Annotated in this window: 28 protein-coding genes; 10 read left to right on the top strand and 18 right to left on the bottom strand. The window is 75.9% G+C overall.

Features of this window, described 5'->3' with window-relative positions:
- Nucleotides 1-106 precede the first annotated feature (106 nt).
- From FHX36_RS18555 to mshA, 3 genes are read right to left on the bottom strand one after another with little or no spacing between them, the layout of a single operon-like run.
- A complete protein-coding gene (locus tag FHX36_RS18555; protein ID WP_110552931.1) occupies nucleotides 107-1,666 on the bottom strand; it encodes an MFS transporter in 1,560 nt (519 codons plus the stop codon).
- A gap of 10 nt (nucleotides 1,667-1,676) precedes the next feature.
- Nucleotides 1,677-2,192 (bottom strand): type III secretion system chaperone family protein, encoded by a 516-nt coding sequence (locus FHX36_RS18550; protein WP_110552932.1) that lies wholly within the window; start codon nucleotides 2,190-2,192, stop codon nucleotides 1,677-1,679.
- Entirely contained in the window at nucleotides 2,189-3,493 is a 1,305-nt protein-coding gene (gene mshA / locus FHX36_RS18545) for a D-inositol-3-phosphate glycosyltransferase (protein WP_110552933.1), read from the bottom strand. Before mshA ends, FHX36_RS18550 begins: the two co-directional genes overlap by 4 nt.
- A 159-nt stretch (nucleotides 3,494-3,652) precedes the next feature.
- Here mshA and FHX36_RS18540 point away from each other — a divergent pair, with 159 nt between their 5' ends.
- Nucleotides 3,653-4,435: an SDR family oxidoreductase gene (locus tag FHX36_RS18540; protein ID WP_110552934.1), complete on the top strand. Its 783-nt coding sequence runs from the start codon at nucleotides 3,653-3,655 to the stop codon at nucleotides 4,433-4,435.
- 87 nt (nucleotides 4,436-4,522) lie between these two features.
- Here FHX36_RS18540 and FHX36_RS18535 read toward each other — a convergent pair whose 3' ends face one another.
- From FHX36_RS18535 to FHX36_RS18525, 3 genes are read right to left on the bottom strand one after another with little or no spacing between them, the layout of a single operon-like run.
- Nucleotides 4,523-4,810, bottom strand: coding sequence for a hypothetical protein (locus FHX36_RS18535; RefSeq protein ID WP_110552935.1), 288 nt, complete (start codon nucleotides 4,808-4,810; stop codon nucleotides 4,523-4,525).
- The gene (locus FHX36_RS18530; RefSeq protein WP_110552936.1) at nucleotides 4,810-5,091 is read right to left on the bottom strand and encodes a hypothetical protein; all 282 of its coding nucleotides are present in this window, start codon (nucleotides 5,089-5,091) and stop codon (nucleotides 4,810-4,812) included. The genes FHX36_RS18535 and FHX36_RS18530 overlap by 1 nt, the downstream gene beginning before the upstream one ends.
- On the bottom strand, nucleotides 5,088-6,122 hold the full coding sequence (locus FHX36_RS18525; RefSeq protein WP_110552937.1) for a UDP-N-acetylmuramate dehydrogenase: 1,035 nt from the start codon (nucleotides 6,120-6,122) through the stop codon (nucleotides 5,088-5,090). The genes FHX36_RS18530 and FHX36_RS18525 overlap by 4 nt, the downstream gene beginning before the upstream one ends.
- 40 nt (nucleotides 6,123-6,162) lie before the next feature.
- On the opposite strand from FHX36_RS18525, the gene FHX36_RS18520 reads away from it, so the two are divergent.
- The 4 genes from FHX36_RS18520 to FHX36_RS18505 are packed head-to-tail and all read left to right on the top strand — an operon-like array spanning nucleotide 6,163 to nucleotide 9,263.
- On the top strand, nucleotides 6,163-7,008 hold the full coding sequence (locus tag FHX36_RS18520) for a class I SAM-dependent methyltransferase (protein WP_110552938.1): 846 nt from the start codon (nucleotides 6,163-6,165) through the stop codon (nucleotides 7,006-7,008).
- A 34-nt stretch (nucleotides 7,009-7,042) separates the two neighbouring features.
- Entirely contained in the window at nucleotides 7,043-8,185 is a 1,143-nt protein-coding gene (gene solA / locus FHX36_RS18515) for an N-methyl-L-tryptophan oxidase (RefSeq protein WP_258372842.1), read from the top strand.
- Nucleotides 8,182-9,042, top strand: coding sequence for a fused MFS/spermidine synthase (locus tag FHX36_RS18510; protein WP_183513990.1), 861 nt, complete (start codon nucleotides 8,182-8,184; stop codon nucleotides 9,040-9,042). The genes solA and FHX36_RS18510 overlap by 4 nt, the downstream gene beginning before the upstream one ends.
- Nucleotides 9,043-9,059: 17 nt before the next feature.
- Nucleotides 9,060-9,263 (top strand): PspC domain-containing protein, encoded by a 204-nt coding sequence (locus FHX36_RS18505; RefSeq protein WP_110554392.1) that lies wholly within the window; start codon nucleotides 9,060-9,062, stop codon nucleotides 9,261-9,263.
- 13 nt (nucleotides 9,264-9,276) lie between these two features.
- Here the strand turns inward: FHX36_RS18505 and FHX36_RS18500 are convergent, their stop codons facing one another.
- The 8 genes from FHX36_RS18500 to FHX36_RS18465 form a co-directional block, all read right to left on the bottom strand.
- Complete coding sequence (locus tag FHX36_RS18500; RefSeq protein ID WP_110554393.1) at nucleotides 9,277-9,564, bottom strand: DUF2516 family protein; 288 nt, start codon at nucleotides 9,562-9,564, stop codon at nucleotides 9,277-9,279.
- A 123-nt stretch (nucleotides 9,565-9,687) separates the two neighbouring features.
- Nucleotides 9,688-10,566: a hypothetical protein gene (locus tag FHX36_RS18495; RefSeq protein ID WP_183513988.1), complete on the bottom strand. Its 879-nt coding sequence runs from the start codon at nucleotides 10,564-10,566 to the stop codon at nucleotides 9,688-9,690.
- Nucleotides 10,563-11,093: a helix-turn-helix domain-containing protein gene (locus tag FHX36_RS18490; RefSeq protein ID WP_110551539.1), complete on the bottom strand. Its 531-nt coding sequence runs from the start codon at nucleotides 11,091-11,093 to the stop codon at nucleotides 10,563-10,565. The genes FHX36_RS18495 and FHX36_RS18490 overlap by 4 nt, the downstream gene beginning before the upstream one ends.
- 54 nt (nucleotides 11,094-11,147) lie before the next feature.
- The gene (locus FHX36_RS18485; protein ID WP_181428707.1) at nucleotides 11,148-12,143 is read right to left on the bottom strand and encodes an asparaginase; all 996 of its coding nucleotides are present in this window, start codon (nucleotides 12,141-12,143) and stop codon (nucleotides 11,148-11,150) included.
- A complete protein-coding gene (locus tag FHX36_RS18480; RefSeq protein WP_110551540.1) occupies nucleotides 12,136-12,699 on the bottom strand; it encodes an RsiG family protein in 564 nt (187 codons plus the stop codon). The genes FHX36_RS18485 and FHX36_RS18480 overlap by 8 nt, the downstream gene beginning before the upstream one ends.
- A complete protein-coding gene (locus tag FHX36_RS18475; RefSeq protein WP_110551541.1) occupies nucleotides 12,696-13,550 on the bottom strand; it encodes a beta-keto acid cleavage family enzyme in 855 nt (284 codons plus the stop codon). Before FHX36_RS18475 ends, FHX36_RS18480 begins: the two co-directional genes overlap by 4 nt.
- On the bottom strand, nucleotides 13,547-14,653 hold the full coding sequence (gene ygfZ, locus FHX36_RS18470; RefSeq protein ID WP_110551542.1) for a CAF17-like 4Fe-4S cluster assembly/insertion protein YgfZ: 1,107 nt from the start codon (nucleotides 14,651-14,653) through the stop codon (nucleotides 13,547-13,549). The genes FHX36_RS18475 and ygfZ overlap by 4 nt, the downstream gene beginning before the upstream one ends.
- A complete protein-coding gene (locus tag FHX36_RS18465) occupies nucleotides 14,650-15,099 on the bottom strand; it encodes a Fur family transcriptional regulator (protein ID WP_110551543.1) in 450 nt (149 codons plus the stop codon). Before FHX36_RS18465 ends, ygfZ begins: the two co-directional genes overlap by 4 nt.
- A gap of 40 nt (nucleotides 15,100-15,139) precedes the next feature.
- On the opposite strand from FHX36_RS18465, the gene FHX36_RS18460 reads away from it, so the two are divergent.
- The 3 genes from FHX36_RS18460 (at nucleotide 15,140) to FHX36_RS18450 (ending at nucleotide 18,433) form a co-directional block, all read left to right on the top strand.
- Nucleotides 15,140-15,997, top strand: a complete 858-nt coding sequence (locus FHX36_RS18460; protein WP_110551558.1) for an aminotransferase class IV — start codon at nucleotides 15,140-15,142, stop codon at nucleotides 15,995-15,997.
- Nucleotides 15,998-16,067: 70 nt separating this feature from the next.
- Nucleotides 16,068-17,375, top strand: coding sequence for a Na+/H+ antiporter NhaA (gene nhaA, locus FHX36_RS18455; RefSeq protein WP_110551544.1), 1,308 nt, complete (start codon nucleotides 16,068-16,070; stop codon nucleotides 17,373-17,375).
- Between the two features lie 332 nt (nucleotides 17,376-17,707).
- Nucleotides 17,708-18,433, top strand: coding sequence for a hypothetical protein (locus FHX36_RS18450; RefSeq protein WP_146251548.1), 726 nt, complete (start codon nucleotides 17,708-17,710; stop codon nucleotides 18,431-18,433).
- A gap of 98 nt (nucleotides 18,434-18,531) precedes the next feature.
- Here FHX36_RS18450 and FHX36_RS18445 read toward each other — a convergent pair whose 3' ends face one another.
- Genes FHX36_RS18445 through FHX36_RS23650 form a run of 3 tightly spaced genes read right to left on the bottom strand, consistent with a single transcriptional unit; the run spans nucleotide 18,532 to nucleotide 20,929 of the window.
- A complete protein-coding gene (locus FHX36_RS18445) occupies nucleotides 18,532-20,238 on the bottom strand; it encodes a DUF885 domain-containing protein (RefSeq protein ID WP_110551546.1) in 1,707 nt (568 codons plus the stop codon).
- Nucleotides 20,235-20,807, bottom strand: coding sequence for a heme-binding beta-barrel domain-containing protein (locus tag FHX36_RS18440; protein WP_110551547.1), 573 nt, complete (start codon nucleotides 20,805-20,807; stop codon nucleotides 20,235-20,237). Before FHX36_RS18440 ends, FHX36_RS18445 begins: the two co-directional genes overlap by 4 nt.
- Nucleotides 20,804-20,929 carry a hypothetical protein gene (locus tag FHX36_RS23650; RefSeq protein ID WP_258372638.1) on the bottom strand — a complete coding sequence of 42 codons (126 nt, stop codon included), beginning with the start codon at nucleotides 20,927-20,929 and terminating at the stop codon, nucleotides 20,804-20,806. Before FHX36_RS23650 ends, FHX36_RS18440 begins: the two co-directional genes overlap by 4 nt.
- A gap of 183 nt (nucleotides 20,930-21,112) precedes the next feature.
- Here FHX36_RS23650 and FHX36_RS18435 point away from each other — a divergent pair, with 183 nt between their 5' ends.
- Entirely contained in the window at nucleotides 21,113-21,958 is an 846-nt protein-coding gene (locus FHX36_RS18435) for an alpha/beta fold hydrolase (RefSeq protein WP_181428710.1), read from the top strand.
- Nucleotides 21,955-23,706 carry a putative bifunctional diguanylate cyclase/phosphodiesterase gene (locus FHX36_RS18430; protein WP_110551549.1) on the top strand — a complete coding sequence of 584 codons (1,752 nt, stop codon included), beginning with the start codon at nucleotides 21,955-21,957 and terminating at the stop codon, nucleotides 23,704-23,706. The genes FHX36_RS18435 and FHX36_RS18430 overlap by 4 nt, the downstream gene beginning before the upstream one ends.
- Here FHX36_RS18430 and FHX36_RS18425 read toward each other — a convergent pair.
- Complete coding sequence (locus tag FHX36_RS18425) at nucleotides 23,640-24,626, bottom strand: NAD-dependent epimerase/dehydratase family protein (protein WP_181428708.1); 987 nt, start codon at nucleotides 24,624-24,626, stop codon at nucleotides 23,640-23,642. The two genes, FHX36_RS18430 and FHX36_RS18425, sit on opposite strands and share 67 nt — an antisense overlap.
- Nucleotides 24,627-24,708: the final 82 nt, after the last annotated feature.

Raw genomic sequence — 24,708 nt, 5'->3', positions numbered from 1 at the left:
GGTCACCCGAGCAGGCGTGGGGTGGGTCACTGATCGACGCAGCGTGGCGGTCCGCGCCACGCCGGGACGCCCGGTCGGGTGACACCCGACCGCACGAGGGGGCAGGTCAGCGGGTGCGGTGCCGTCCGGGCAGCCAGACCAGGACGACGACCATGGCGACGACGGCGCAGGCGGCGGTGCCCACGGCGGTCAGGTGCATGGCCCCGACGAAGGCCTCGCGGGCCGGGTCGGCGACCGCAGCGGCCGCGGTGGCGGCGTCCCCACCGGCCCGCTCGGCCTGCTCGACCGCGGACAGCGTCGCGACGATCGACTCGCTGGCCTGGTCGCGCGCCGCGGCCGGGAGCACGTCGACGTCGTCCCCGAGCCGGCTGGCGTAGGCGCCGGCCAGCACCGAGCCGAGGATGGCCACGCCCAGCGCACCACCCACCTGCCGGACGGAGTTGTTCACCGCAGCACCCGCGCCGGCCTTCTCCCGGGGCACCACCGACATGATCGACTCGGTGGCCGGGGCCAGCGTGCAACCCATCCCGATGCCCTGCAGCGACAGGTCGACCAGTACCAGCCACACCGGGGCGTCGGTCTCCAGCAGCTGGATGCCGGCGAAGGAGGTCGCGATGAGGGCGAACCCGGTGGCGCACACGGCCTTGGCGCCGAAGCGCTCGGCGAGCTTCGAGGACCGCGGGGCCATCAGCGCGATCCCGAGCGCCACCGGGATCAGCGCGGCCCCGCTCTGCAGCGGCGAGTACCCGCGGACGCCCTGCAGGTAGTAGACGAGGTAGAACGTCGCGCCCTGCAGGGCGAAGAAGTTGAGCGCCAGCGCCCCGGCGGCGGCGGAGAACGCGGGGCTGCGGAACAGCGAGACGTCCAGCGCGGGGTGCGCCGTGCGGCGCTGCCACCAGACGAAGACGGCGAGCAGGCCGGCGCCCACGGCCAGCGCACCCCAGGTCAACGTGTCACCCCAGCCCTCGGAGCCCCCGCGGATGATCCCGTACACCAGGACCACCAGGGCGGCGATCGACAGCAGCACGCCCGGGATGTCGAGCCGGCCAGGGTCGGGGTCCTTGGACTCCGGGACGACGAGCAGGATGCCGAGCACGCCGACCGCCGCGACCGGGACGCCGAGCAGGAAGACCGCGCCCCACCAGAAGTGCTCGAGCACCAGACCACCGGCCAGCGGCCCGCCGGCCACGGCCAGCCCCGAGGCACCGGCCCAGAAGCCGATCGCCCGGCCGCGCTCGCCGGCCGGGAAGACGTTGGTGATCACCGCCAGCGTGGCCGGCTGCACCGCCGCGCCGCCGACGCCCATCAGCGCCCGCCAGGCGATGAGCTCCAGCGCCGACCCGCTGAACGCCGCCAGCACCGAGCCCAGGGCGAAGATGGTCAGCCCGGCGAGCAGCACCTTGCGGCGGCCGATCCGGTCACCGACCACGCCCCAGCTGAACAGCAGCCCGGCGAACACCAGGATGTAGGAGTCGATCGCCCACTGCAGCTCGCCCTGGGTGGCGTCCAGCTCGCGCTGCAGGGTGGGCAGCGCGACGTTCAGGATCGTGTTGCCCATGATCACCATGAGCAGGCAGACGACCATCGTCGCCAGCACCCACCAGCGGCGCTCGTAGCCCGCGGGGAGCTCGGTGGTCTCCGCTGCCGGGCGCTCGGTGGTGCTCACGCCGGCCCGCTCACTCCGCGGGCCGGTGCGCCGGGTCGGCGAACGCGGCGAAGGCCTCGAGGTTGCGCAGCGACTCCCCCCGCTTGACCCGCCAGTCCCACTCGCGGCGGATCGAGCTGCCGAAGCCGATCTCCAGCATCGTGTTGAAGTGCTCGTCGGCGTAGGTGAGCACCGAGCCGAGCAGCCGGTCGATCTCCTCCGGGGTGACCGCGGCGTGCGGGAGCCGGCCGGTGAGGTAGATGTCGCCGACCGTGTCGATGGAGTAGCTCACGCCGTACATCCGGGCGTTGTGCTGCAGCAGCCAGGCCCACAGCTGCTCGCGGTTCTCGTCGGGCTGGCGGCACACGAAGGCCTCCACCCGGAACCCGTGCCCACCGACGGTGAGCCCCACCAGGGTCCGCAGCCGCTTCTCCCCGGGCAGGGTGACGACCCAGCGGCCCGGGCCGGGGTGCTCGAACTCCAGGTCGGCGGCGCGCAGCGTCCCCTCGATCACGGTGTCGAGCTCGGGGACGGTGCGCTCGCTCATCGAGCGCGGAGCCCCACGGCGCTGCGGAACCGCTCGGCGGGCCGGATGGCCGGGCGGGTGTCCCGCAGCTCGGCCATCGCGGCGGCGTAGGCCCCGACCAGGGAGTCGGTGGTGCGGTCCCAGCTGAACGCGGCGGCGTGCCGGCGGGCGCCCGCGGCGAGCAGCTCGCGGCGGGCCAGCACCCGGCGGATGGCCGAGGCGTAGCCCTCCGGGTCGCGGCCGGCGACCAGCAGCCCGGAGACCCCGTCGTCCACGGCGGTGCACAGCCCGCCGACGGCGGCGGCCACCACCGGGGTGCCGCAGGCCTGCGCCTCCAGCGCCACCAGCCCGAAGGACTCGTTGTGGCTGGGCACCACGGCGACGTCGGCGGCCCGGTAGTGGTCGGCCAGCTGCTCGGGCGCCTGCGGCGGGATGAAGCGCACCACGTCGGTGACGCCGAGGCTGACCGCGAGCTCCTGCAGCCGCTGCGGCTCGGCCAGCCCGGACCCGCTGGGGGCACCGACGACCAGGACCTGCAGCCGGGCCCGCAGCGACGGGTCGTCGGCGAGCATCCGCGCCGCGGCCTGCAGCAGCATGTCCGGTGCCTTGAGCGGCTGGATGCGGCCGACGAACAGCAGGACGACGGCGTCGGCCGGCACCCCGACCCGCTGCCGGGCGCGCTGCCGGTCGCCCGGGCGGAACCGCTGCAGGTCGACGCCGGGCGGGATGACCAGGGTGCGGCGCGGGTCGGCGTCGTAGAAGTCGACGAGCTGCCGGGCCTCCTCGGCGGTGTTGGCGACCAGCCGGTCGGCCTCGGCGACCACCTGCTCCTCGCCGATCACCCGGGCGCGCGGCTCGGGGTCGTCGCCCTCGGCCAGCGCGGCGTTCTTGACCTTGGCCAGGGTGTGCGCGGAGTGGACCAGCGGCACGCCCCAGCGGTCGCGGGCCAGCCAGCCGACCTGGCCGGAGAGCCAGTAGTGGGAGTGGACGACGTCGAAGTGGCCCGGGTCGTGCTGGGCCTCCTCGCGCAGCACGGCCGCGGTGAAGGCGCACATCTGGGCGGGCAGCTCGTTCTTGCCCAGCCCCTCGAACGGGCCGGCGCTGACGTGCCGCACGGTGACGCCGGGCGCCATCTCGACCACCGGCGGCTGCTCGGAGGAGGTGGCCCGGGTGAAGACGTCGACGGCGATGCCGCGGGCGGCCAGCCGGCGGGACACCTCGACCACGTAGACGTTCATGCCGCCCGCGTCACCGGCGCCGGGCTGCTCGAGCGGGCTGGTGTGCACCGAGAGGGTGGCGACCCGGCGCGGGAGCACCGGCACGGGAGGCTGGACGGCGGCCCGCCACGGCGTCGGCTGGCGCGGATGACGACGTGAGGGCACGTCACTCCTCCCGCTCGGGCAGCGTCGGCTGGTCCGTCGAGCGCCCGATCGGGACACCCCTGTCGACTGCCCAGTGTCCTACAGCGCCAGGATGGGCACATGTCCAGCCCTGTGATCCCCCCCTCCACCAGCGCGCCCTCCGCCGGCCGGGGCCGCGTCGCCGTCGTCACCGGAGCCTCCAGCGGGATCGGCGCCGCGACCGCCGAACGGCTGGCGGCCGAGGGGTTCGACGTCGTCCTGGCCGCCCGCCGGCTCGACCGGCTGACCGCCCTGACGGAGCGGATCGGGGGCCGGGCGGTGCAGCTGGACGTGACCGACCCCACGTCCGTGACGGCGTTCGCGGCGGGGCTGGACCGGGTCGACGTGCTGGTGAACAACGCCGGCGGGGCCTTCGACGCCAACCCGGTGGCCGACGCCGACCTGGACTCCTGGCAGCGCACCTACGACGTCAACGTCCTGGGCACGGTGCGGGTGACCAAGGCGCTCCTGCCGGCGCTGCGCGCCTCGGGCGCCGGCGACGTGGTCTTCGTCGGCTCGACGGCCGGGCTGGTGAGCTACGAGGGCGGGGCGTCGTACACGGCGGCCAAGCACGGGGTGCACACGCTGGCCGAGACGCTGCGGCTGGAGCTGGTCGCCGAGCCGGTGCGGGTGGTGGAGATCGCGCCGGGCATGGTCAGGACCGAGGAGTTCTCGCTCAACCGCACGCGGTCGCAGGAGAAGGCGGACGCCGTCTACCGCGGGGTGCGCGAGCCGCTGGTCGCCGCGGACGTCGCCGACTGCATCGCCTGGGCGGTCACCCGGCCGCACCACGTCAACGTCGACCTGCTCGTCGTCCGGCCGCGCGCGCAGGCCGCCCAGCACAAGGTGCACCGGGAGGCCTGAGCCCGGCGCGGGTTCGCCGAGGCGCGCCGGATCGCGGCATCCCACCCGGGGATGCAGCGATCCGGCGGTTCTCGACGCGCCGCGGGCTCAGAGAGCCTCGGGCAGCAGCAGCTCGTAGGCCGCGGCGACCCGTTCCCCGCCGAGGCAGCTGCCAGCGGCCGTCGAGAGGGCGCGCCCTTCCTCGACCTCCTCCCGGGTGACCCGGCCGTGGGCCGTGGCCCGGGAGAGCAGCCCGGCGAGCCAGCTGTCGGCTTCGGCCTGCGCGATCCAGACGTCCTGCTCGGCCTCGGAGGCCTGCTCCGGGAAGGGGTTCGGCTGGCGGAGGTCGTGGTACAGCTGCCGCAGCAGGTCCGCCGTCTCCGGCCGGACCGCCATCAGAGTTGCTCGGCGTGCCGGTGCAGCAGCTCGTAGGCGCGGGTCACGCGGGCGGGGTCGGCCGCGGTGCCGTGCCGGTCGAACAGCGCCCGCGCGTCGGTCACCTCGGCGGTGGTCGCGCTGCCGGAGTTCAGCACCCGGGAGATGAGCCCGCTCAGCGCGGCGTCCGCCTCGACCCGGGCCAGCCAGCCGGTCATCGCGGCAGGGTCGGCCGGCATCGGGGCCGGCGTCCGCAGCGCGTCGTAGAGCGAGCCCAGCTGCAGCGACCCGGCCGGGTTCACGGGCGCACCGCGGTGGGCTCGGGGACCAGGGTGACCCCGAACCGCTCGTGGACGGCCGCGACGACCTGCTGCGCGAACTCCATCAGCTCGGTCGCCGTGGCGCCGGGCTCGGTGGTCAGCGCCAGGCTGTGCCGCGACGACGTGCCGACCCGGCCCACCCGGGTGCCCTTGCCGTAGCCGGCGTGCTGCACCAGCCACGCCGCGCTCAGCTTGACCTGCGCGGCCCCGTCGGCGCCGATGCCGGCCGGCCACGACGGGCAGCCCTCGACCGCGGCCTCGACCGGGACGACCGGGTTGGTGAAGAACGAGCCCGCGCTGCGCGAGTCGGGGTCGGCGGGGTCCCAGACCATCCCCTTGCCGCGGCGCAGGGCCAGCACGGCGGCGCGCACGTCGGCCAGCGGTGCGGTGTCCCCCAGCTCGACGCCGAGCGCCCTGGCCAGCTCCGCGTAGCTCACCGGGCTGGACTGCGCCGACACCCGCAGCGCGAAGGTCACCGCGAGGACGACGTGGGCGTCGGGCTGCTGCTTGAGCCGGCTGTCCCGGTAGGCGAAGCCCAGCTCGGCCGGGCGGAAGGTGCGCTCCACCCCGGCCGCCCGGTCGTAGACCTGGACGGCGGTGATCAGCGCGGCCACCTCCTGGCCGTACGCGCCGACGTTCTGCACGGGCGTCGCGCCGGTCGACCCGGGGATGCCCGACAGCGCCTCCATGCCGGCCAGCCCCTGGTCGACGGTGAAGGCGACCAGGTCGTCCCACGGCTCGCCGGCCTCGACCTCGAGCTCGACGGTGTCCCCCACGTCCCGGCGGGCGATGCCGCGGGTGCGCACCAGGACGACGTCACCGGGCCAGCCGCTGTCCGGGGCGACGACGTTCGACCCACCGCCCAGCACCAGCAGCGGGCGGCCGGCGTCGTCGGCGTCCCGCACGGCGGCGACCAGCTCCTCGCGGGTGGTGACCTCGAGCAGCCGCTCGATCGGCCCGCCGACCTCGAGGGTCGTCAGGTCCGCCAGTCGGGCGTCACGGCGTTCCTGCACGGCACCACGGTAAACGGCGGCGCGGCTAACCTGGGTGACCGTGGCCGACCACACCCAGCGTGCGTCGCTGCCCCCGTCCCGCCGGGCGCCGCGGCTGGCCGCCGGCCGGGCCCGCGCGCTGGGCCTGCCCACCCGCGGCACCACCAACGCCAACCGGCTGCGCCGGGTCGACCGCTGGCTGGTCGCCACCCAGGTCGCCCGGCTGCGCGACGCCGCCCGCCCGCTCGTCGTCGACCTGGGCTACGGCGCGTCGGCGGTGACCACCCTGGAGCTGGTGGACCGGCTGGCGCCGGAGATCGACCGGCTGGAGGTCGTCGGCCTGGAGATCGACCCGCTGCGGGTGGCCGCGGTCGCCGAGCAGCGCGACCCGCCCCGGGTCGACTTCCGGCTGGGCGGCTTCGAGCTGGCCGGCCTGCGGCCGGTGCTGGTGCGGGCGTTCAACGTGCTCCGGCAGTACGACGAGGAGTCCGCCGCCCGCGCCTGGGACACGATGCGCGGCGCGCTGGCCCCCGGCGGGCTGGTGGTGGAGGGCACCTGCGACGAGTGGGGACGGCGCGCGACCTGGGTGGCCCTGGACGAGGACGGTCCGCTCACCCTCACCCTCGCCGCCCGGGTCTCCGACCTCGAGCGCCCCTCCGACCTGGCCGAGCGGCTGCCCAAGGCGCTGATCCACCACAACGTGCCGGGCCAGCCGGTGCACGCCTTCCTGAGCGCGTTCGACGCCGGCTGGGCGGCTGCGGCCGGGCTGTCGACGTTCGGCCCCCGGCAGCGCTGGGCCGCCGCCTGCGAGTCGCTGGCCGACCAGGGCTGGCCGCTGGTCGGGCCGGCCCGCCGGTGGCGGCACGGTGAGGTCAGCGTCCGCTGGTCGGCGGTCGCACCAGTCTGACCGCCGCCCGACCCCGGTGCGGGAGCATGGGCCGGTGTTCGACGTCATCGTGCTCGGCCTGGGCGGCATGGGCAGCGCCGCCGCGGCACACCTGGCCGCCCGCGGTCAGCGGGTGCTGGGCCTGGAGCAGTTCACCCCCGCCCACGACCGCGGGTCCAGCCACGGTGACTCGCGGATCATCCGTCAGGCCTACTACGAGGACCCTGCCTACGTCCCGCTGCTGCGCCGCAGCTACGAGCTGTTCGAGGACCTGCAGGCCAGCTCGCCCGGCGTCCTCACCCTCACCGGCGGGCTGATGATGGGGCCCGCCGACTCCGCCACGGTGCGCGGCAGCCTGGCCAGCGCCCGCGCCTGGGACCTCCCGCACGAGCTGCTGGACGCCGCCGAGCTGCGCTGCCGCTTCCCCACCTTCGCGGTCGAGGACGGCACCGTCGCCCTCCACGAGGACCGGGCCGGCTTCGTCCGCCCGGAGCAGACGGTGCTCGAGCACCTCCGCCGGGCGGCGGCGGCCGGCGCCGACCTCCGCTTCGGCGAACCCGCGCTGGGGTGGGCGGCCGACGCCGGCGGTGAGGGCGTCACCGTGCGGACGGCGACCGGCGAGCACCGGGCGGCGTCCCTGGTCGTCTCCGCCGGCGCCTGGGCGCCGCGGCTGCTGCCCGACCTCGCGCCGCACCTCACCGTGGAGCGGCAGCTGCTGTTCTGGTTCGCACCCGACGGGCCGGTCGGGCCCTTCCGCGAGCAACCCGTCTTCATCTGGGAGAACACCGGGGAGCTGCAGCTCTACGGCTTCCCGGCGTACGGGCCGGACTCCGAGGGCGTGAAGGTCGCCTTCTTCCGCAACGGCCGACCGACCGACCCCGACCGGCTGGACCGGACGGTGACCGCCGGCGAGGTCGCGGAGATGCGCGCGCACCTCGCCCGGCGGATGCCGGCGCTGGCCGGCCGGCACCTCCGCAGCGTCGCGTGCATGTACACGACCACCCCCGACCAGCACTTCGTGCTCTCGGTGCACCCCGAGCACCCGCAGGTCGCGGTCGCGGCGGGCTTCTCCGGGCACGGCTTCAAGTTCGTCCCGCTCGTCGGGGAGGTGCTCGCCGACCTGGTCACCGAGCGGGCGACGCGGCACCCGATCGCGCTGTTCGACCCGGCCCGGCTGAGCGCACCGGTGGTCCGGTGAGCCGGCGGGACCGGGCGCACCTGACCGCGCTGCCGGGGCGGACCGAGGTCGCCGGCGGGACGGCGGAGCTGCTGGCCGACGCCGACCGGGACGGCTCCTGGGAGCTGCTGCTCGACGGCGTCCCGCAGTCGCACGTCGACCTGGTCGACCCCACGCACCTTGAGTTCGAGTACGTCCGCCGGATGGGGCACGTGCTCGACCTCGCCGCCGAGCCAGGCCGGCCGCTGGACGTCGTCCACCTCGGCGGCGGCGCGCTGACCCTGGCCCGCTACGTCGCCGTGACCCGGCCCGGCTCGCGGCAGCGGGTGGTCGAGCTGGACGAGGCGCTCACCGACCTGGTGCGCCGCGAGCTGCCCCTCCCCCGGAACGCCCGGGTCCGGGTGCGGGCCGCCGACGCCCGGGCCGGGCTGGCCGCGCACCCCGACGCCAGCGCGGACGTCGTCCTGGTCGACGTGTTCGCCGGCGCCCGCACCCCGGCCCACCTGACCACCGTCGAGTTCGCCCGCGACGTCGCGCGGGTGCTCCGGCCTGGTGGCGTCACCGCCTGGAACGTCTCCGACGGTCCGCCGCTGCGCTTCGTGAAGGCCGAGGCGGCCACCCTGCGGGCGGTCTTCGGCCACGTCGCCCTGCTCGCCGAGCCGGGCACGCTGCGCGGCCGCCGGTTCGGCAACACCGTGGCGGTCGCCTCCGACGCCGAGCTGCCGATCGCCGGGCTGACCCGCCGCTGCGCCGGCGACCCGATGCCCTCGCGGGTGGTCGGCGACGAGGAGCTGGACCGGTTCGTCGGCCAGGCCGCCGTGGTCACCGACGCCGACGCCCAGCCCTCCCCGCAGCCACCTGCCGGGATCTTCGGCTGACGGCTACGTTCGGAGCCATGACCTCTCCCGTGTCCAACCGGCTCACCCGCGACACCCGTCACCGCGTCATCGCCGGGGTCTGCTCCGGCCTGGCCCGTCGGCTCGGGCTGTCCCGCACCGGCCTCCGGGCGGCCTTCGTCGTCTCCTGCGTGCTGCCCGGGCCGCAGTTCATCGCCTACATCGTGCTGTGGGTCGTCATGCCGGCCGACGACCGGCTCTGACCGACCCGAGGGGTCACCAGCTGGTGTTGCCCCGGCGCAGGCCGCGCACGGCCGGCCGGACGTCGACCAGGTAGACGACCGCCGCGATCACCGCGGGCAGGCCGAAGAAGTCGAGCGGGCCACGCCAGTAGAGCACCAGCGCGGCGATGCCGGTGATCGCCAGCCAGCCGGGCTTGGTGAGCTTGCCGGCGGCCACGAACCCCGCGGCGGGCCGGATCACGGCGTCGACGAAGGCCCACAGCGCCAGGGCGAGGGTGCCGTAGAGCACCACTGCGTAGACGATCCCGTCGAAGCCGAACATGGCGTCCAGGATAGGCGCGATCGCCGGGCAGGTGGGCGGGAACGCGCCTGCTGCCCCGGACGGGTGGGACGACGACGCCCCGGCACCGCAGGAGCGGTGCCGGGGCGTCGCGGTGGTGCGTGCCTAGCTGGCGGGAGTGCTGCTCTTCGCCGGGACGGCGGTCGGGTCCGGCACCGGGGTGCTGGCCGTGGCGGCCGGGACGGTCGCCGGGGTCGCCTTCTTCGCGGTCGCCTTGGTGGCGGTCGCCTTCGGAGCCGCGACCTTCGCCGTGGCCTTGGGGGCCTTCGGCGCCGCCGGGGCCTCGGCGGTCTCCCGGACGGCGCGCTTGGCCGAGCGGGCGGCCGTGCGACCGTCCTCGGTCGCCCGGTCGACGGCCTTGTCGGTGCGCGCCTTGGTCTTCTGCGCCACCGAGGTCACCTCGTCCGAGGCCTTGCCGACGGTCTCGGCGGTCTCCTCGAGCACGTCCTCCAGGGCGTCCTCGACGGTGTCGACGGCGCGCTCGGTGCGGGCCACGACCCGGCGGAACGCGGGCTGGGTGCGCAGGTCGCCGACGACCTTCTCGCCCCGGCCGGCCAGCTCGGCGATCGCGGCCAGCGCCTGGTTGCGGGCGCTGTCCACGAGGCCGGTGACGGTGCCGAGCACGGTCTCCGGGCGGACGGTCGAGGCGGCCGTGGTCACCGCCGCGCGCGCCTGGGTGGCGGCGCCCTCGGCCTGGGTGCGGGCCTGGACGGCGCGGGCACGGGCCTCGGCGGCGGCGCGGGCCGCCCGCTCGCGGGCCTGCTCGGCCCGGGTGCGGGCCTCCTTGGCGGCGAGGTCGGCCTGGACCTGGGCCTCGCCGGGCAGCGCCTCGGCGCGGGTGCGCACGGTGCCGAACACGGCGCGGGAGCGGGTCACGGCGGCGTCGACCGCCGCGTCGCCGGCGCCGATGGCGGCCAGCAGGCCGGTGCGGCCGGTGTCGACGAGGGTCTCGCCGTAGGACTTCAGGGTGTCGGTGCGGCTCATGCCGTCTCCTCCGTCTTCGTGGGGGTGGGGGTGGGGTGCGGGGCGGCCGCCTGCTCGCGGGACTGCTGGGCGGCGTGCTCGCGGGCGTAGGTCTCGTAGAGCTCCAGGAGCACGGCCTTGTGCCGCTCGGAGATCGCCTCGTCGGCGCGGATGGCGGCCACCGTGCCCGCGGTGCCCGACCGGCGGTCGAGGATCCCGGCCTGCTCGTAGAGCGTCTCGGCCGAGATCTTCAGGCCCCGGGCGATCTGGGCCAGGATCTCCGCGGACGGCTTGCGCAGCCCGCGCTCGACCTGCGAGAGGTAGGGGTTGCTGACGCCGGCGGCGCGGGCCAGCTCGCGCAGCGACACCTGGGCGGCACTGCGCTGGTGCCGGATGAACTCACCGACCTGCGAGCCGACCGCCGGCACCGACGACGCCACGGTGGACGCCCCCGTCGACGCGCCGGCGGCTGCGGAGGCTGCCGCCGTGGCCACGGTCTCGCGGACCGCGGTCACCTGCTCCCGGACGAACTCGGTGGGTCGCTGCACACCGCCACGGTAGCCCGGAGTGCTAGCTCTTGCAAGCGGAGTGCTAGCAGTGCCTCAGCGGAGGACGTCGGCCGCCCGCACCTGACCGACGACGGCCTCACCGCCGGACACCGGGGTGGACAGCCAGCGCTCCAGCGTCCCGGCCGGCACCCCGAGCCGGAGCAGCCCGGCGGACAGCGCGGGCACCCGGCCCCGGTCGCCGCCGTCGTCGAGCTTCAGCGCCACCGCTCCCCCGCCGGGCAGCGCGGCGACGTGCACGCCGTCCGCACCGCCCTTGACCAGCAGGCCGTCGACGGCCTGCATCAGCTCGGTGTCCTCCCGGCCGGTGCCGGCCACCAGCCACGGGTGGGCGCGCATCGCGTCGGCGACCAGCCGGCCCGGGGTGCCCGGGTCGGACTGGACGAGGGAGAGGACGCCGCGGGCGAGCCCGGTCAGCGAGAGCGCGTGCTGGGGGGCGCCGCACCCGTCGACGACCACCGCGGCGACCGGTGCGCCGGCGGCCTCGCCCAGCCGCGCCTCGATCGCCTGCTGCAGCGGGTGCTGCGGGTCCAGGTACCCCTCGGTCGGCCAGCCGGCGGCCACGCAGGCGGCGAGCATCGCGGCGTGCTTGCCCGAGCAGTTCATCGCCAGCCGCTCCGGCGCCCGGCCGGACGCCAGCCACTGCGCCCGGGTCGCCTCGTGCTGCGGCAACGCCGGCGGGCAGCCCAGCTGGTCGGGGGTCAGCCCGGAGGCGGCCAGCACGGAGCGGACCACCTCGACGTGCCCGTCCTCGCCGTTGTGCGAGGCCGCGCCGATCGCCAGCTCGCGGTCGTCGCGCGGTCGCCAGCCCGCCGCCAGGAGAGCGGTGGCCTGCACCGGCTTGTTCGACGAGCGCGGCAGCACCGGCCGGGAGACGTCACCGACCTCGAGCACCGGCGCGCCGTCGGCGTCCAGGACGACGAGCGCCCCCCGGTGCACCGACTCCAGCACGTCGACGCCGAACCCCGCCCGCCAGACCTCGACCAGGACGGGGTTCTCGGGCCACGAGCTCATCGCGTGGGCGTCAGCCATGCCGCGACTCGTCGGCCAGCAGCTGCGCCACGTCGGCCAGACCGTCGCGGTAGCGGCGGGCCAGCTCACCGGCGACGGCGTCCATCACCTGCTGCACACCGCGGCGCCGCTCGGACAGGCTCCGCTCCCCGGCACCGAGCGAACGGGCCGCGGCCTCCAGCGCGTCGTCGGCCAGCGCGGGGACGTCGGACAGGTCGACGCCCGGGGTCAGCCCGTTCACCCAGGTCTCGAACTGCTCCGGGGAGGTCGGCTGCACCGTCTGGTGCCGGCCCAGCCCGTGCGCCGGCCCGCGCCCCTTCTCGGACAGGATCTCCGGCAGCAGGTCGACCAGCGAGCGGCCGTCGTGCTCGGCCCGGCGCTGCAGCTCGCGGCGCACGATGTCCAACCGGCCCTGCAGCAGCCGCCGGGTGTAGGAGAGGTTGACCTCCTCCTGCTCGGCCCGGTGCCGCAGCGCCCGGACCTCGGCCATCGGCAGCTCCTCGACGCCGTCCAGGAAGGACGGGTCCAGCAGCTCGTCGACGCCGGCGCCGCCGGCGGCAGGGGTGGGAGCGGTCATCGGAGGGCCTCCGCGGGGGTGATGCCCAGCAGCTGCCGGGCGTCGGACGGGGTGATCGGGGGGCGCTGGGCGATCCGGGCGAGGCCGGCCGCCCGGGCCACCAGCTGGGCGTTGTCGCGCACCGGCTCGCCGGGCGCGTAGGTCAGGGTGTCCTCCATGCCGACCCGCAGGTGGCCACCGGCAGAGAGGGCGGCGAGCATCACCGGCAGCGACGTGCGGCCGACGCCGGTGGCGGCGAAGGTGGCCCCGGGCGGCAGCGCCGGCAGGCAGGCGGCGAGCGCGGCCGTCGTCCCGGGCATCCCGCCGGGCACGCCCATCACCAGGTCGACGTGCACGTGGCCACCGTGGGGCAGGCCGTGCTTGTCCAGCAACCGGGCCAGCGTGGCCAGCTGCCCGAGGTCGAACACCTCGTACTCGGGCACGATGCCGCGCTGCTGCATCTGGGTGTGCAGCTCGACGATCAGGTCCCACGGGTTGTAGAACACGTCGCGGCCGAAGTTGACCGTGCCCAGCGACAGCGACGCGGCATCGGGCTGCGCGTCGAGCACGGCCAGCCGGGCCTCGGCCGGGTCGGTGACCGCACCGCCGGTCGACAGCTGCACGACCAGGTCGGTCGCCTCGCGCACGGCGGCGACCACCTCGCGGACCCGCGGCAGGTCCAGCGTCGGGCGGGTGTCGGTGCCGCGGACGTGCAGGTGCAGCACCGCGGCGCCCAGGGCCGCGCAGTCCCGGGCGGTGCCGACGACCTCGTCGACCGTGACCGGCAGCGCGGGCACGTCCGCCTTCGCCGACTCGGCCCCGGTCGGGGCGAGGGTGATCAGGGTGCCCTCGGCGCCGACCGGTCTGCTCACCGGCCGATCGTCGCAGACCGGACCGCGCGCACGCGGTCGCGGGCCGCCGCCTGGGTGTCGTCGAGCCCGGCAGGGTTGTCGTCGGGGTCGATCGCGGCGGTCGCCTCGCCCACCTTGAGCGGCGTCTCCGGCGTCACCGACTGCTTCACCAGGGCCAGCGCGACGAACCCGTACTCGTGGTGGCGCACCGCGGTGCCGACCCGGCCCACCTCCCGGGTGCCGGAGACGACCGGGGTGCCCGGCGCCGGCACGCTCTCGCTCATCCCGTCGAGGTGCAGCAGCACCAGGCGGCGCGGCGGCCGGCCGAGGTTGTGCACCCGGGCGACCGTCTCCTGCCCGCGGTAGCAGCCCTTCTCCAGGTGCACGGCGGTGCGCAGCCACTCCAGCTCGTTGGGGATGGTGCGGTGGTCGGAGTCGACGCCCGCGCGCGGCCGGCGGGCCTCGACCCGCAGCGCCTCGTAGGCGTCCAGCCCCGCCAGCACGGCACCGGCGGCCAGCAGCTCGTCGGCGCGGGCCGCCAGCTCGGCGCGCGGCACGAGCAGGTCGACGACGTCCGCCGTCCCGTCGCCGATCGCCGGCATCCGGCGCACCCAGCCGCCGCCGGTCAGCGGCGCCACGGCGTAGGGCCCGGCGGGCACCGGCCAGCCGGCCGCGGCGAGCACGGCGTCGGCGCGCGGGCCGACCAGCGACAGCAGCGCCCAGTCGGCGGTGACCAGGGCAGGGTCGACGCGCAGCATGAACCGCATCCGCTGCAGGAACTCGACCAGCGCGGCCCCGGTGCCCGGCTCGACGTCGCCCCAGGTGGTGCCGGCCAGCTCGGTGAGGACGACGTGGTGCTCGACGTGGCCCTGCGGCGACAGCACGAGCGCCTCGGAGCCGCTCGCGTCGCCCAGCCGCTCGAGGTGCTGGCTGGTGAGCGAGTGCAGCCAGCTCAGCCGGTCGGCGCCGGGGACGACGAGCACGTCGCGGTCGCTGCGGTCGACCAGCCCCGCGCCCTCGGCCAGCCGGCGCTGCTCGGGCAGCGGCTCGCCGTAGTGCGCGGCGACGGCGCCGCCGTCCTCCAGGGCGACGGCACCGGGGCGGTCCAGCAGCGGGGAGCTCATGCGTTCTCCTTCTCCGTGCAGGCTCGACAGGTGCCGGACAGCGCCACGTGGCCCACGTCCACGGTGAAACCCAGATCGGCCGCCAGACGTTCCGCCGCGCCGTCGAGCAGCCCCGGGTCGGCCGAGCTGATCTGGCCGCAGGACTGGCAGACCACGTGCAGGTGCGGGTGCTGCGCCGCGTGGTAGACGGGCGCGCCCTTGCCCAGGTGGGTGTGCCAGACCAGGCCGAGCCGCTCGAGCAGCTCCAGGGTGCGGTAGACGGTGGAGGTGTCCGGCGCGGCGCCGTCCGGGCCCGCCTCGTCGCGCAGCCGGGCGTGGATCTCCTCCGGGGTGCCGTGCTCGAGCGCGGCCACCGCGGCGAGCACCCGCTGGCGCTGGCTGGTCAGCCGCAGCCCGCGGGCCCGCAGCTGGGCGGCCAGCGGTGGCGCGTTCTCCGGTCCGGACACGGTGCCGAGCCTAGATCGCGGGTACGGCAGGGTGGTGGTCGTGACAGCTCCGGAGACAGCGCGGCGGGTGGCGGTCTGGACCGAGGGCGGGCCCCGGGTCGTGGACGCCGACCAGCCGGTGGTGACCGCCTTCGACCAGGGCCTCGGCCGCGGCGACGGCGTCTTCGAGTCGGTGCTGGTCACCGGCGGGCGCACCCCGCACCTGGACGCCCACCTCGCCCGGCTGCACCGCTCGGCGCAGATCACCGCGATCACCGACCCGGGTGAGGACGCCGTCCGCGCGCTGGTCGGGGCCGTGGTCGCCGGCTGGCCGGCCGAGGTGGAGGGCGTCTGCCGGGTCTTCCTCACCCGCGGCCTGGGCGACGGCACGCCGCCCACCCTGCTGGCGCTGCTGTCGGCGGTCCCGGCCGAGACGGTCCGGCAGCGGACCGAGGGCATCGCCGTGGTCACCCTGTCCCTCGGCGTCCCCGCCGACTTCCGGGCCACCGCCCCGTGGCTGCTCGGCGGGGCGAAGACGCTGTCCTACGCGGTGAACATGGCCGCCCAGCGGCACGCGCACGCGCTGGGCGCGGACGACGTCGTCCTCACCTCGCTGGAGGGCCGGCTGCTGGAGGGGCCGACGTCCACCGTCGTCTGGGCCGCCCGCGGCCGGCTGCACACCCCGCCGGTGGACACCGGGATCCTCGCCGGGACGACGCAGGCGCGGCTGTTCGCGCGGGCCGAGGACGACGGCTGGCCCACCTCCGTCACCCCCGGCACGGTCGACGACCTCGTCGCCGCCGACGCCGTCTGGCTGCTCTCCGGCGTCCGCGGCGCTGCTCCGGTGACCCGGCTCGACGGCGCGGACCGCGGCGACGCGGGCCTCAGCCGACGGGTGCAGGAGCTGCTCGCCCGGTAGGGTCACCCACGGTGCGCCGGGAAGTCTGGTCGGCAGTCCCTGACCCGACCCCGCACCCCGGAGCCGCCCCGTGACCACTCCCGCCCGCCTGTTCAGCCGGGGCTCGTACCCCGAGGCCACCCGGATCGCCGAGCTGCTGCGCCGGGAGACCGTCGGCGGCGTCCTGCTGATCGTCGGCGCGGCGATCGCCCTGGTCTGGGCCAACTCCCCGTGGTCGGCGGCCTACGAGGCGCTGCGCGACACCCGGGTCGGGCCCAGCGCGCTGCACCTGGACCTGACGCTGGGCACCTGGGCGGCCGACGGGCTGCTGGCCGTCTTCTTCTTCGTCGTCGGGCTCGAGCTCAAGCGCGAGTTCGTCGCCGGCGACCTGCGCGAACCCCGCCGGGCCGTGCTGCCGGTCGCCGCCGCCGTCGGCGGGATGATCGTCCCCGCGGTGCTGTTCGTGCTGGTCAACCTGGGCACCGGCGACGGTGCGCTGCGCGGTTGGGCGATCCCCACCGCCACCGACATCGCCTTCGCGCTCGCCGTGCTCGCGGTGATCAGCACCCACCTGCCCACCGCGCTGCGCACGTTCCTGCTCACCCTCGCCGTCGTCGACGACCTGCTGGCGATCACCGTGATCGCCCTCTTCTACACGGCCTCGCTCTCGGTGACCCCGCTGCTGCTGGCCCTGCTGCCGCTGGCGGTGTTCGGGTTCCTGGTGCAGAAGCGGATCCGCTCCTGGTGGCTGCTGGTCCCGCTGGCCCTGATCACCTGGGTGCTGATGCACGAGTCCGGGGTGCACGCCACCGTGGCCGGGGTGCTGCTGGCCTTCACCGTGCCGGTGGTGCGCAGCGAGGCGGCCGGCGGCCCGGACGCCGGGCCGGGGCTGGCCGAGCACCTGGAGCACCGGATCCGCCCGCTCTCGGCCGGCATCGCCGTCCCGGTCTTCGCCTTCTTCGCCGCCGGGGTCACCGTCGGCGGCTTCTCCGGGCTGGCCGAGTCGCTGTCGGACCCGGTGGCGATCGGCATCGTCGTCGGGCTGGTGGCCGGCAAGACGATCGGCATCAGCCTGGCCACCTGGCTGGTCTCCCGGTTCACCCGCGCCCAGCTCGACGAGTCGCTGGGCTGGCCGGACGTGATCGGGCTGGCGATGCTCGCCGGCATCGGCTTCACCGTGTCGCTGCTCATCGGCGCGCTGGCCTACGGCGAGGGCTCCCTGCGCGACGAGCACGTCAAGGTCGGCGTCCTGGTGGGCACGCTGACCGCGGCGGTGCTGGCCTCGGTCCTGCTCCGGCTGCGCGACCGCCGGTACCGGCTGATCGCCGAGGAGGAGGCCCGGGACGCCGATGCCGACGGGATCCCGGACGTCTACCAGCGGCCCTCCGCCGAGGGCTGAAAAACGTCGTTGCCGACGCCCCGAACGCGTCGTACCGTCGAGGTACACGAGAGAGGAGGTGGTCCCGAAGTTGATGACTTACAGGACACGTGAGGTGGCTGTCCGCTAGCCGCCGTCCAGATGGGCCGCCCGTTCACGACCTGTGGAAGACCCGCAGCGACTGAGCGACGGCATCCCGCCCGTCCGTCGATGGCGGCGAGCGAGAACCGGACAGTCACCCGACCCCCGGGCTGCCGACATTGTCCAGTCGGCCCGCGTGCTGCTCCCCCACTACGGTGGGGACAGCGCCGCGGAGCAGCCCGGGGGTTGTCCGTTGTCTGGGGGTGGTCACCGTGCAGTTCGCCGGCCGGTCCGTCGCCCTGGACACCTCCGCCGGCATCTGGCTCGCCGAGTCCGCGCAGAGCGCCAAGCCGGACACCGTCGCCTCGCTGGTCCCCTCGACGTTCGAGGCCGTGGCCCGGGTGTTCCACCCCGCCGTCCGCTACGTCGGGGACGACGACGTCGAGGTCCCCTGGTCCTCCGTCGCCGCCGCCAACGGCGCCACCGCCCACCCGCTGATGCAGTGGGGCTCGGTCACCGGGTCGATGGAGTACTTCGAGAACGACGACCAGTCCCCGCTGTGGCACGGCGCGCCGGCCCGCGGCCACCTGCCCGCACCGGTCGCCGAGCGCCTGGTCCGGGTGCTCACCCGCTGGACGACGACCCCCGACGTCTGCTGGTTCGCCGTGGCCGAGGGCGGCGCGGTGATCACCGACCACCCCACGCTCAGCCTGCCCCGCTGCGAGTACTGGCTGATCAACGGCCCGATCGAGCTGGCCGCGGCGAACATGGCGGCCGAGCCGTTCGAGCAGAGCGCGAACCTGTGGTGGCCGGCCGACCGCGCCTGGTGCGTGGCCACCGACGTCGACCTGGTCACCAGCTACGTCGGCGGCAGCGCGGGCTGCATCGCCGAGCTGCTCGCCGCCGACGGCATCGAGGCCGCCCGCGCGGAGTCCGGGCAGCGGACCACCTGGGACGCCGACCAGGTCAACCCGCCCCCGGTCGACGCCCCCGACTAGCAACCGATCCGGATCCTGCCCCCCACCGTTCGCTGTCGGCCGCCCTGCAGGGGCCCGCCGCGAGCTTGCGAGTGGTGGGGGGCAGGGTGGTCCTTCGTCTAGAGGCGGGCGAGCTCGGCGGCGAGGTCGTCCAGGCCGAGGCTGCCCTGGGACAGCGCCGCCATGTGCCAGGCCTTGGGGTCGAAGTCGGCGCCACGGGCCCGCTGGGCGGCCGCGCGGCCCTGGAGCCACGCCCGCTCGCCCAGCTTGTAGCTGATCGCCTGGCCGGGCATGCCCAGGTAGCGCACCAGCTCGCTGTCCAGGAACGCCTCGTCGCGGCCGCAGTAGTCGCCGAAGAAGGCGCGGGCCAGCTCCGGCGTCCAGCGCTTCCCGGCGTGCCCGGCGACCGAGCCCTCGACGTCGTCGGGGATCGGCAGCTCCAGGTGCATGCCGATGTCGACGACCACCCGGACGGCGCGCATCTGCTGCGCGTCCAGGTAGCCCAGCCGGGCGCCCTGGGCGGTGAGGAAGCCCAGCTCGTCCATCAGCCGCTCGGCGTAGAGCGCCCAGCCCTCGACGTTCGCGCCGACCGAGCCGAGCGAGGTCTGGTAGGTCGACAGGTCACCGGACACGTACGCCCACTGGGCCAGCTGCAGGTGGTGGCCCGGGACCCCCTCGTGGTACCAGGTGGACACCAGGTCCCAGAGCGGGAACCGCTCCTGCCCGAGGGTGGGCAGCCAGGTGCGGCCCGGCCGGGAGAAGTCCTGGGCCGGCCGGGTGTAGTACGGCGCCGCCGCGCTCCCCGGCGGGGCGATCATCGCCTCGACGGTGCGCACCGGGCCGGCGATGTCGAAGTGGACGCCGTCCAGCGCCTCGATCGCCTCGTCCATCATCGACTGCAGGCGCCGGCGGATCTGCTCGACGCCCTCGACCGCCTCGCCGTGCTCCTTGAGCCAGCGCATCGCCTCCATCGGCGTGGCACCGGGCAGCACCCGCTCGGCCTCGGCGCGCTGCTCGGCCAGGATCCGCTGGTGCTCGGCCCAGCCCCAGGCGTAGGCGTCCTCCAGGCCGCTGCCCGCGCCGAGGTCCGAGCCGTTCCAGGAACGGGCGAAGCGGGCGTACCGCTCACGGCCGACGGCGTCCGGCGTCCCCTCGGCCTGCGGCCCGTAGGTGTCGCGCAGGAAGTCGCGCACCTCGGCGACGGCGGAGTCGGCCGCGGCCGCCGCGGCGTCCAGCTCGGCGCGCACCTCCTGCGGGCCGTCGGCGACCAGGCCGGCGAAGTAGGGACCCTGCAGCCACTCGTCGAGCTGGCCGACGACGGTGCGCACCTGGCGGGGTGCGGCGAACAGCCCGCGCTCGGCGCCGGCGGTCAGCGACTCCCGGTAGCCGCGGTAGGCGGCCGGCACCCGGGCCAGCCGGCGGGCGAGCACCGCCCAGTCCTCGGGGCTCGAGGTCGGCATCATCGAGAACACCTGGCGGATGGAGTGCACCGGGGAGAACAGGTTGGACACCTGGCGCAGGTCCTCGCCCGCCTCGTGCAGGTCCAGCGCGGCGGTGAGGCGCTCGCGCAGCAGCCGGGCGCAGCGGCGCTCGACCGGGTCGTCGTCCAGCGCGGGGTCCGCGGCGAGCACCCGGTCCAGCTCGGCCAGCGTGCGGCGCAGCAGCTCGGCCTCGGCCTCGAGCCCGGCCGGGCTGGTGTCGGGCAGCCGGTCGTCGCCGGGTCGGGTGCCCAGCGAGGTGGCGACGATCGGGTCGAGGTCGCACACGGCGTCGACGTAGGCGTCGGCCACCTGGCGGGGGGTGCGGGGGGCGGTGGGGGTGCTCATCGGATCCGTTCCAGTCGGGCGGACATGGTGGGCGTCAACGGCTGGTCGCCGGCCGCCCGGTCGATCGCGTAGAGGAGGGCGCCCTCGACGATCCCGTAGAGCCGCTTGGCGCGGCTGGTGTCGGGGTGGTCGGGAGTGCGGGCCAGCACGTCGGTGTCCAGCTCCCAGCTGGTCGTCGTCCGGGCGGAGCCCACGTAGATCTCCACCAGCCCGGCCGGCGAGCTGACCAGCAGCTCGACCTCGTCCTCGCCCCGCGGGCGCAGGAAGCCGGACTCGCGCTGGTCGGGGCCGACCACCCGGCCGTCGTCGGACAGCCGCCAGGTGCGGGACTCGTAGGTGAGGAAGTCGCGGCCGTCGTGGGCGAAGCGGACCCACTGCCCGAAGCGGTGGTCGCCCCCGTCGCCGGCGGCCTGGCCCTCGCCGTGCCACTCGCCCAGCAGCGGCAGCACCGACAGCAGCTCGTGGGCCACCTCGGGGCCCTCGCGGACGTCGACGGTGTCGACCACCGGCAGCTCGGTCGGGCCGGCGACCGGCCCGGTGGGCAGCCCCGGCGGGACGGGCGCCGTCATCGGGCACGCCCCGGCCGGCTCGGGACGACGTCGCGGCGCGCCAGGCGCCACGCGGAGGCGGCGAGCCCCAGCGCGGCGAGCGCGGTGAGGGTGACGAGCACCCAGGCGGAGACCAGACCCATGCCGCCACGGTAATCCGGCCCTCCGGCCGGCACCCGGAGCGGTCCCGCCTCACCCGGTGGAGGGGAGTCCGGGAGCTGGCGGCGCTCCCGGCTCAAGGGTCGGCGGCCCCCGGCCGAGGTCAGTGGTGCACGACGGATCTCGAACCCGCGGATCCCCCCAGCCCAGAGGTGGCGAGAGTGTCGATGGAAGCGGCCGTCCGGCCGAGCGTGGCCCGCCGCGGTCCGGTGTCCGAACGGCTCAACGTGACGAGCACCGGGCGTGCGGACGGGCCGGTGCTGCTGCTCGCGCACGGTTTCGGCTGCGACCAGGGCATGTGGCGCGGCGTGCTGCCGCACCTCGTCGCCGACCACCGCGTCGTCCGGTACGACCTGATGGGGGCCGGCCGGTCGGACACCTCGGCGTACGACCCCGACCGCTACGCCACCCTGGACGGGCACGCCCAGGACGTCCTGGACATCTGCGCCGAGCTCGACCTGCGCGACGTCACCCTCGTCGCGCACAGCGTGAGCACGATGGTGGCGGTCCTCGCCGCGCTGCAGGAGCCCGGCCGCTTCCGCCAGCTGGTCCTGGTGGCCGCGAACCCCTACTTCCTGGACGACCCCGCCACCGGCTACTCCGGCGGGTTCTCGACCGCCGACCTGGCCGAGGTCTCCGCCGCGCTGGACAGCAACTACTTCACCTGGGCCGAGGCGTTCGCCCCGGTGATCATGGGCGTGCCGGAGGAGCCGGAGCTCGGCGAGGAGCTGACCGCGAGCTTCTGCCGGGTCGACCCGGACATCGCCCGCCAGCTGCTGCGCACCATGTTCACCACCGACTACCGGCCGCTGCTGCCCCGGGTCGCCACGCCCACCCTGCTGCTGCAGTGCCGCGCCGACGCGATGGTGCCGCCCTCGGTCGGCGACCACCTGCACGCCCAGCTGGCCGGCTCGACGCTCGTGCAGCTGCAGGCCATCGGCCACTGCCCGCACATCAGCGCCCCCGAGGAGACGGCAGCCGCGATCCGCGCGCACCTGCTGACCCTGCGGTGAGGGACTACGCGGAGCTCTGGGAGCACGCCCCGAGCGGACAGCTGCTGCTGGACGACGACGGGCTCGTCACCGCCGTCAACGCCACCTTCACCACCTGGACCGGGCACGCCGCGGCTGACCTGGTGGGCACGCCCTTCCCCCAGCTGCTGCCGATCGGCGACCGCGTCCTCTACACGACCCACTCGCTGCCGCAGCTGCTGGTGACCGGCCGGATCGCCGAGGCGTCGGTGCAGGTCACCGGGGCCGACGGCCGGCGCCACCCGGCGCTGCTGAGCGCGACCCGGGTGCAGACGGCGGGGTCCGGGGCGGAGACCCGGGTCGTGCTCGTCGACGCCCAGGAGCGGCGCCGGTACGAGGAGGAGCTGCTGTCCGCCCGGCGCCGCGCCGAGGAGTCGCAGGCCCGGATCGCGCAGGCCGAGGCCGAGCTCACCGCCCTGGTGCACCACGACTCGCTGACCGGCCTGCTCAACCGGCCGGGGCTGCTGCACGCCCTGCACGGCCGGCTCGGGGCGGCCCGCACCGACCGGGCCGACGGCGCGGTGCCCACCGTGTTCTTCCTCGACCTCGACGGCTTCAAGACCGTCAACGACGCCCTCGGGCACACCAGCGGCGACGAGCTGCTGCAGGTGGTCGCCCGCCGGGTCCGCAGCGCCGCCCGGGCCGGCGCGGACGTCGCCCGCTTCGCCGGTGACGAGTTCGTCGTGCTGGACGACGTCCTCCCGTCGACCGCGGGCCGGCTCGCCGACCGCCTGCTCGAGCTGCTCGCCGAGCCCGTCGTCCTGCAGGGCGTGGAGCTCGTCGTGGCGGCCAGCGTCGGCATCTGCGCCGCCGAGGTGCCCGTGCCGCCGTCGGACGTCCCGGACACCGCCGACCTGCTGCTCCGCCGGGCCGACACCGCGATGTACCGCGCCAAGGCCCAGGGCAGCGGGCGCTGGGACGCGCACCGCCCGGGCAGCAGCGACCCCGGCGCCGAGCGGCTGGTGCTGCTCGAGCAGCTGCGCGCCGCCGTCCGCGACGGCGAGCTGCGGGTGCACTACCAACCCCGGCAGCACCTGCCCTCGGGGACGTTGAGCGGGGTCGAGGCGCTGGTCCGCTGGCAGCACCCCACCCGGGGCCTCCTCCAGCCGGCCGAGTTCATCGACGCCGCCGAGGAGTCCGGCGTGATCCGCGACCTCGGCGCCTGGGTGCTCACCGAGGCCGTCGAGCAGGCCGTGCGGTGGGACGCCGCGGGCGGGCTCCCCGGGCTGCAGATGGCGGTGAACCTCTCCGCCCGCCAGCTCGCCGACCCCGGCCTCGTGCCCCGGGTCGCCGGCACCCTCGCCCGGGCCGGGCTGCGGGCCTCCCGGCTGGTCCTGGAGATCACCGAGACGGCGCTGATGAGCGACCCGGAGGCGGCCCTGGCCACGCTGCAGGAGCTGCGGGCCCTGGGCGTGCTGCTCGCCGTCGACGACTTCGGCACCGGCTACTCGAGCTTCACCTACCTCAAGCAGTTCCCGGTGGACGAGCTGAAGATCGACCGCTCCTTCGTCACCGGCATGACCACCGACGCCGGCGACCGGGCGATCGTGGCCAGCTGCGTGCACCTGGCGCACGCCATGGGGCTGGTCGCCGTCGCCGAGGGCGTGGAGACGGCCGCGGAGCGCGACGCGCTGCGCGCGCTGGGGTGCGACCAGGCGCAGGGCTACTTCTTCAGCCGCCCCGTGCCGCCGTCGGAGGTGCCGGTGCCCGGGGTCGTCGTCCCGGCCTGACCCGCCCCCGCGGCGGTGGCCCGGACGACGTCGTCCCAGGGCGTCGGCGCCAGGCCCAGGACCTCCGTCGTCTCCGCCGAGTCGAGCACGAACGGCTGGTCCCACTGGTGCCGGATGGCGACGATCTCGCGCATCTGCGGCTGCAGCGTCCCGATCGCCCGGAGCACCGACCACGGGATGCCGGCCACCCGCGCCCGCGGTGCGCCCATCGCCGCCGCCAGGTCGGTGAGCGCCTGCCGCTGGGTCCGCGGCGGTGCGGTGGGCACCATCCACGCGCGCCCCTCCGCGCGGGGGTCGGCGCCGAGCGCGACGAGCGTCGCCGCCACGTCCGGCACGTAGGTCCAGCTGTGCGGGGCGTCCGGGTCGCCGATGACCCAGGCCCGCCGGCCGCGGCGCAGGGTGTCGAGCTGGCGCATCAGGTGCGACTGGGGAGCGGGCACGGTCGGGCCGACGAAGTCCGACGCCCGGGCCTCGGTGACCCGGATGCGGCCGGCGTCCCGGGCGGCCAGCGCGTCGCCCCACAGCCGGGCCTTGAGCCGGCCCTTGACGTCGGTGGCGGCCAGCGGGCTGGCCGCGGTGAGGCGGCCGCTGGGGCGGCCGTAGCCGTACAGGCTGCCCATGACGACGAGCAACGCCCCGCTGCGTTCCGCGGCACCGAGCACCGCCTCGGCGATCGGCGGCCAGTCCTGCGTCCACCGGTCGTAGCGCGGCGGGTTGACCGCGTTGTAGAGCACGTCGGCGCGGCCCACCGCGGCGGCCAGCGCGGCTGCGTCGGACGCGTCGACCGCCGCGTGCTGCACGGCACCGGTGCTGCGCCCACCGCTGCGGGACAGCACCAGCACCTCGTGCCCGCGCTCGGCCAGCAGCTGCGCCGTCGCCGACCCCACCGGGCCCTTGCCCAGCACCACGTGTCGCGCCATGTCGGTCTCCTCGCCATCTGTGAGAGCAGTGCTCTCGGGTGGCGACGACCCTGCTCCTGCCTCCGCGGGTCTGTCAAGAGCA

The sequence above is a fragment of the Modestobacter versicolor genome (assembly GCF_014195485.1).
Taxonomy (GTDB): domain Bacteria; phylum Actinomycetota; class Actinomycetes; order Mycobacteriales; family Geodermatophilaceae; genus Modestobacter; species Modestobacter versicolor.
This window is presented reverse-complemented; position numbering and strand designations above follow the sequence as displayed.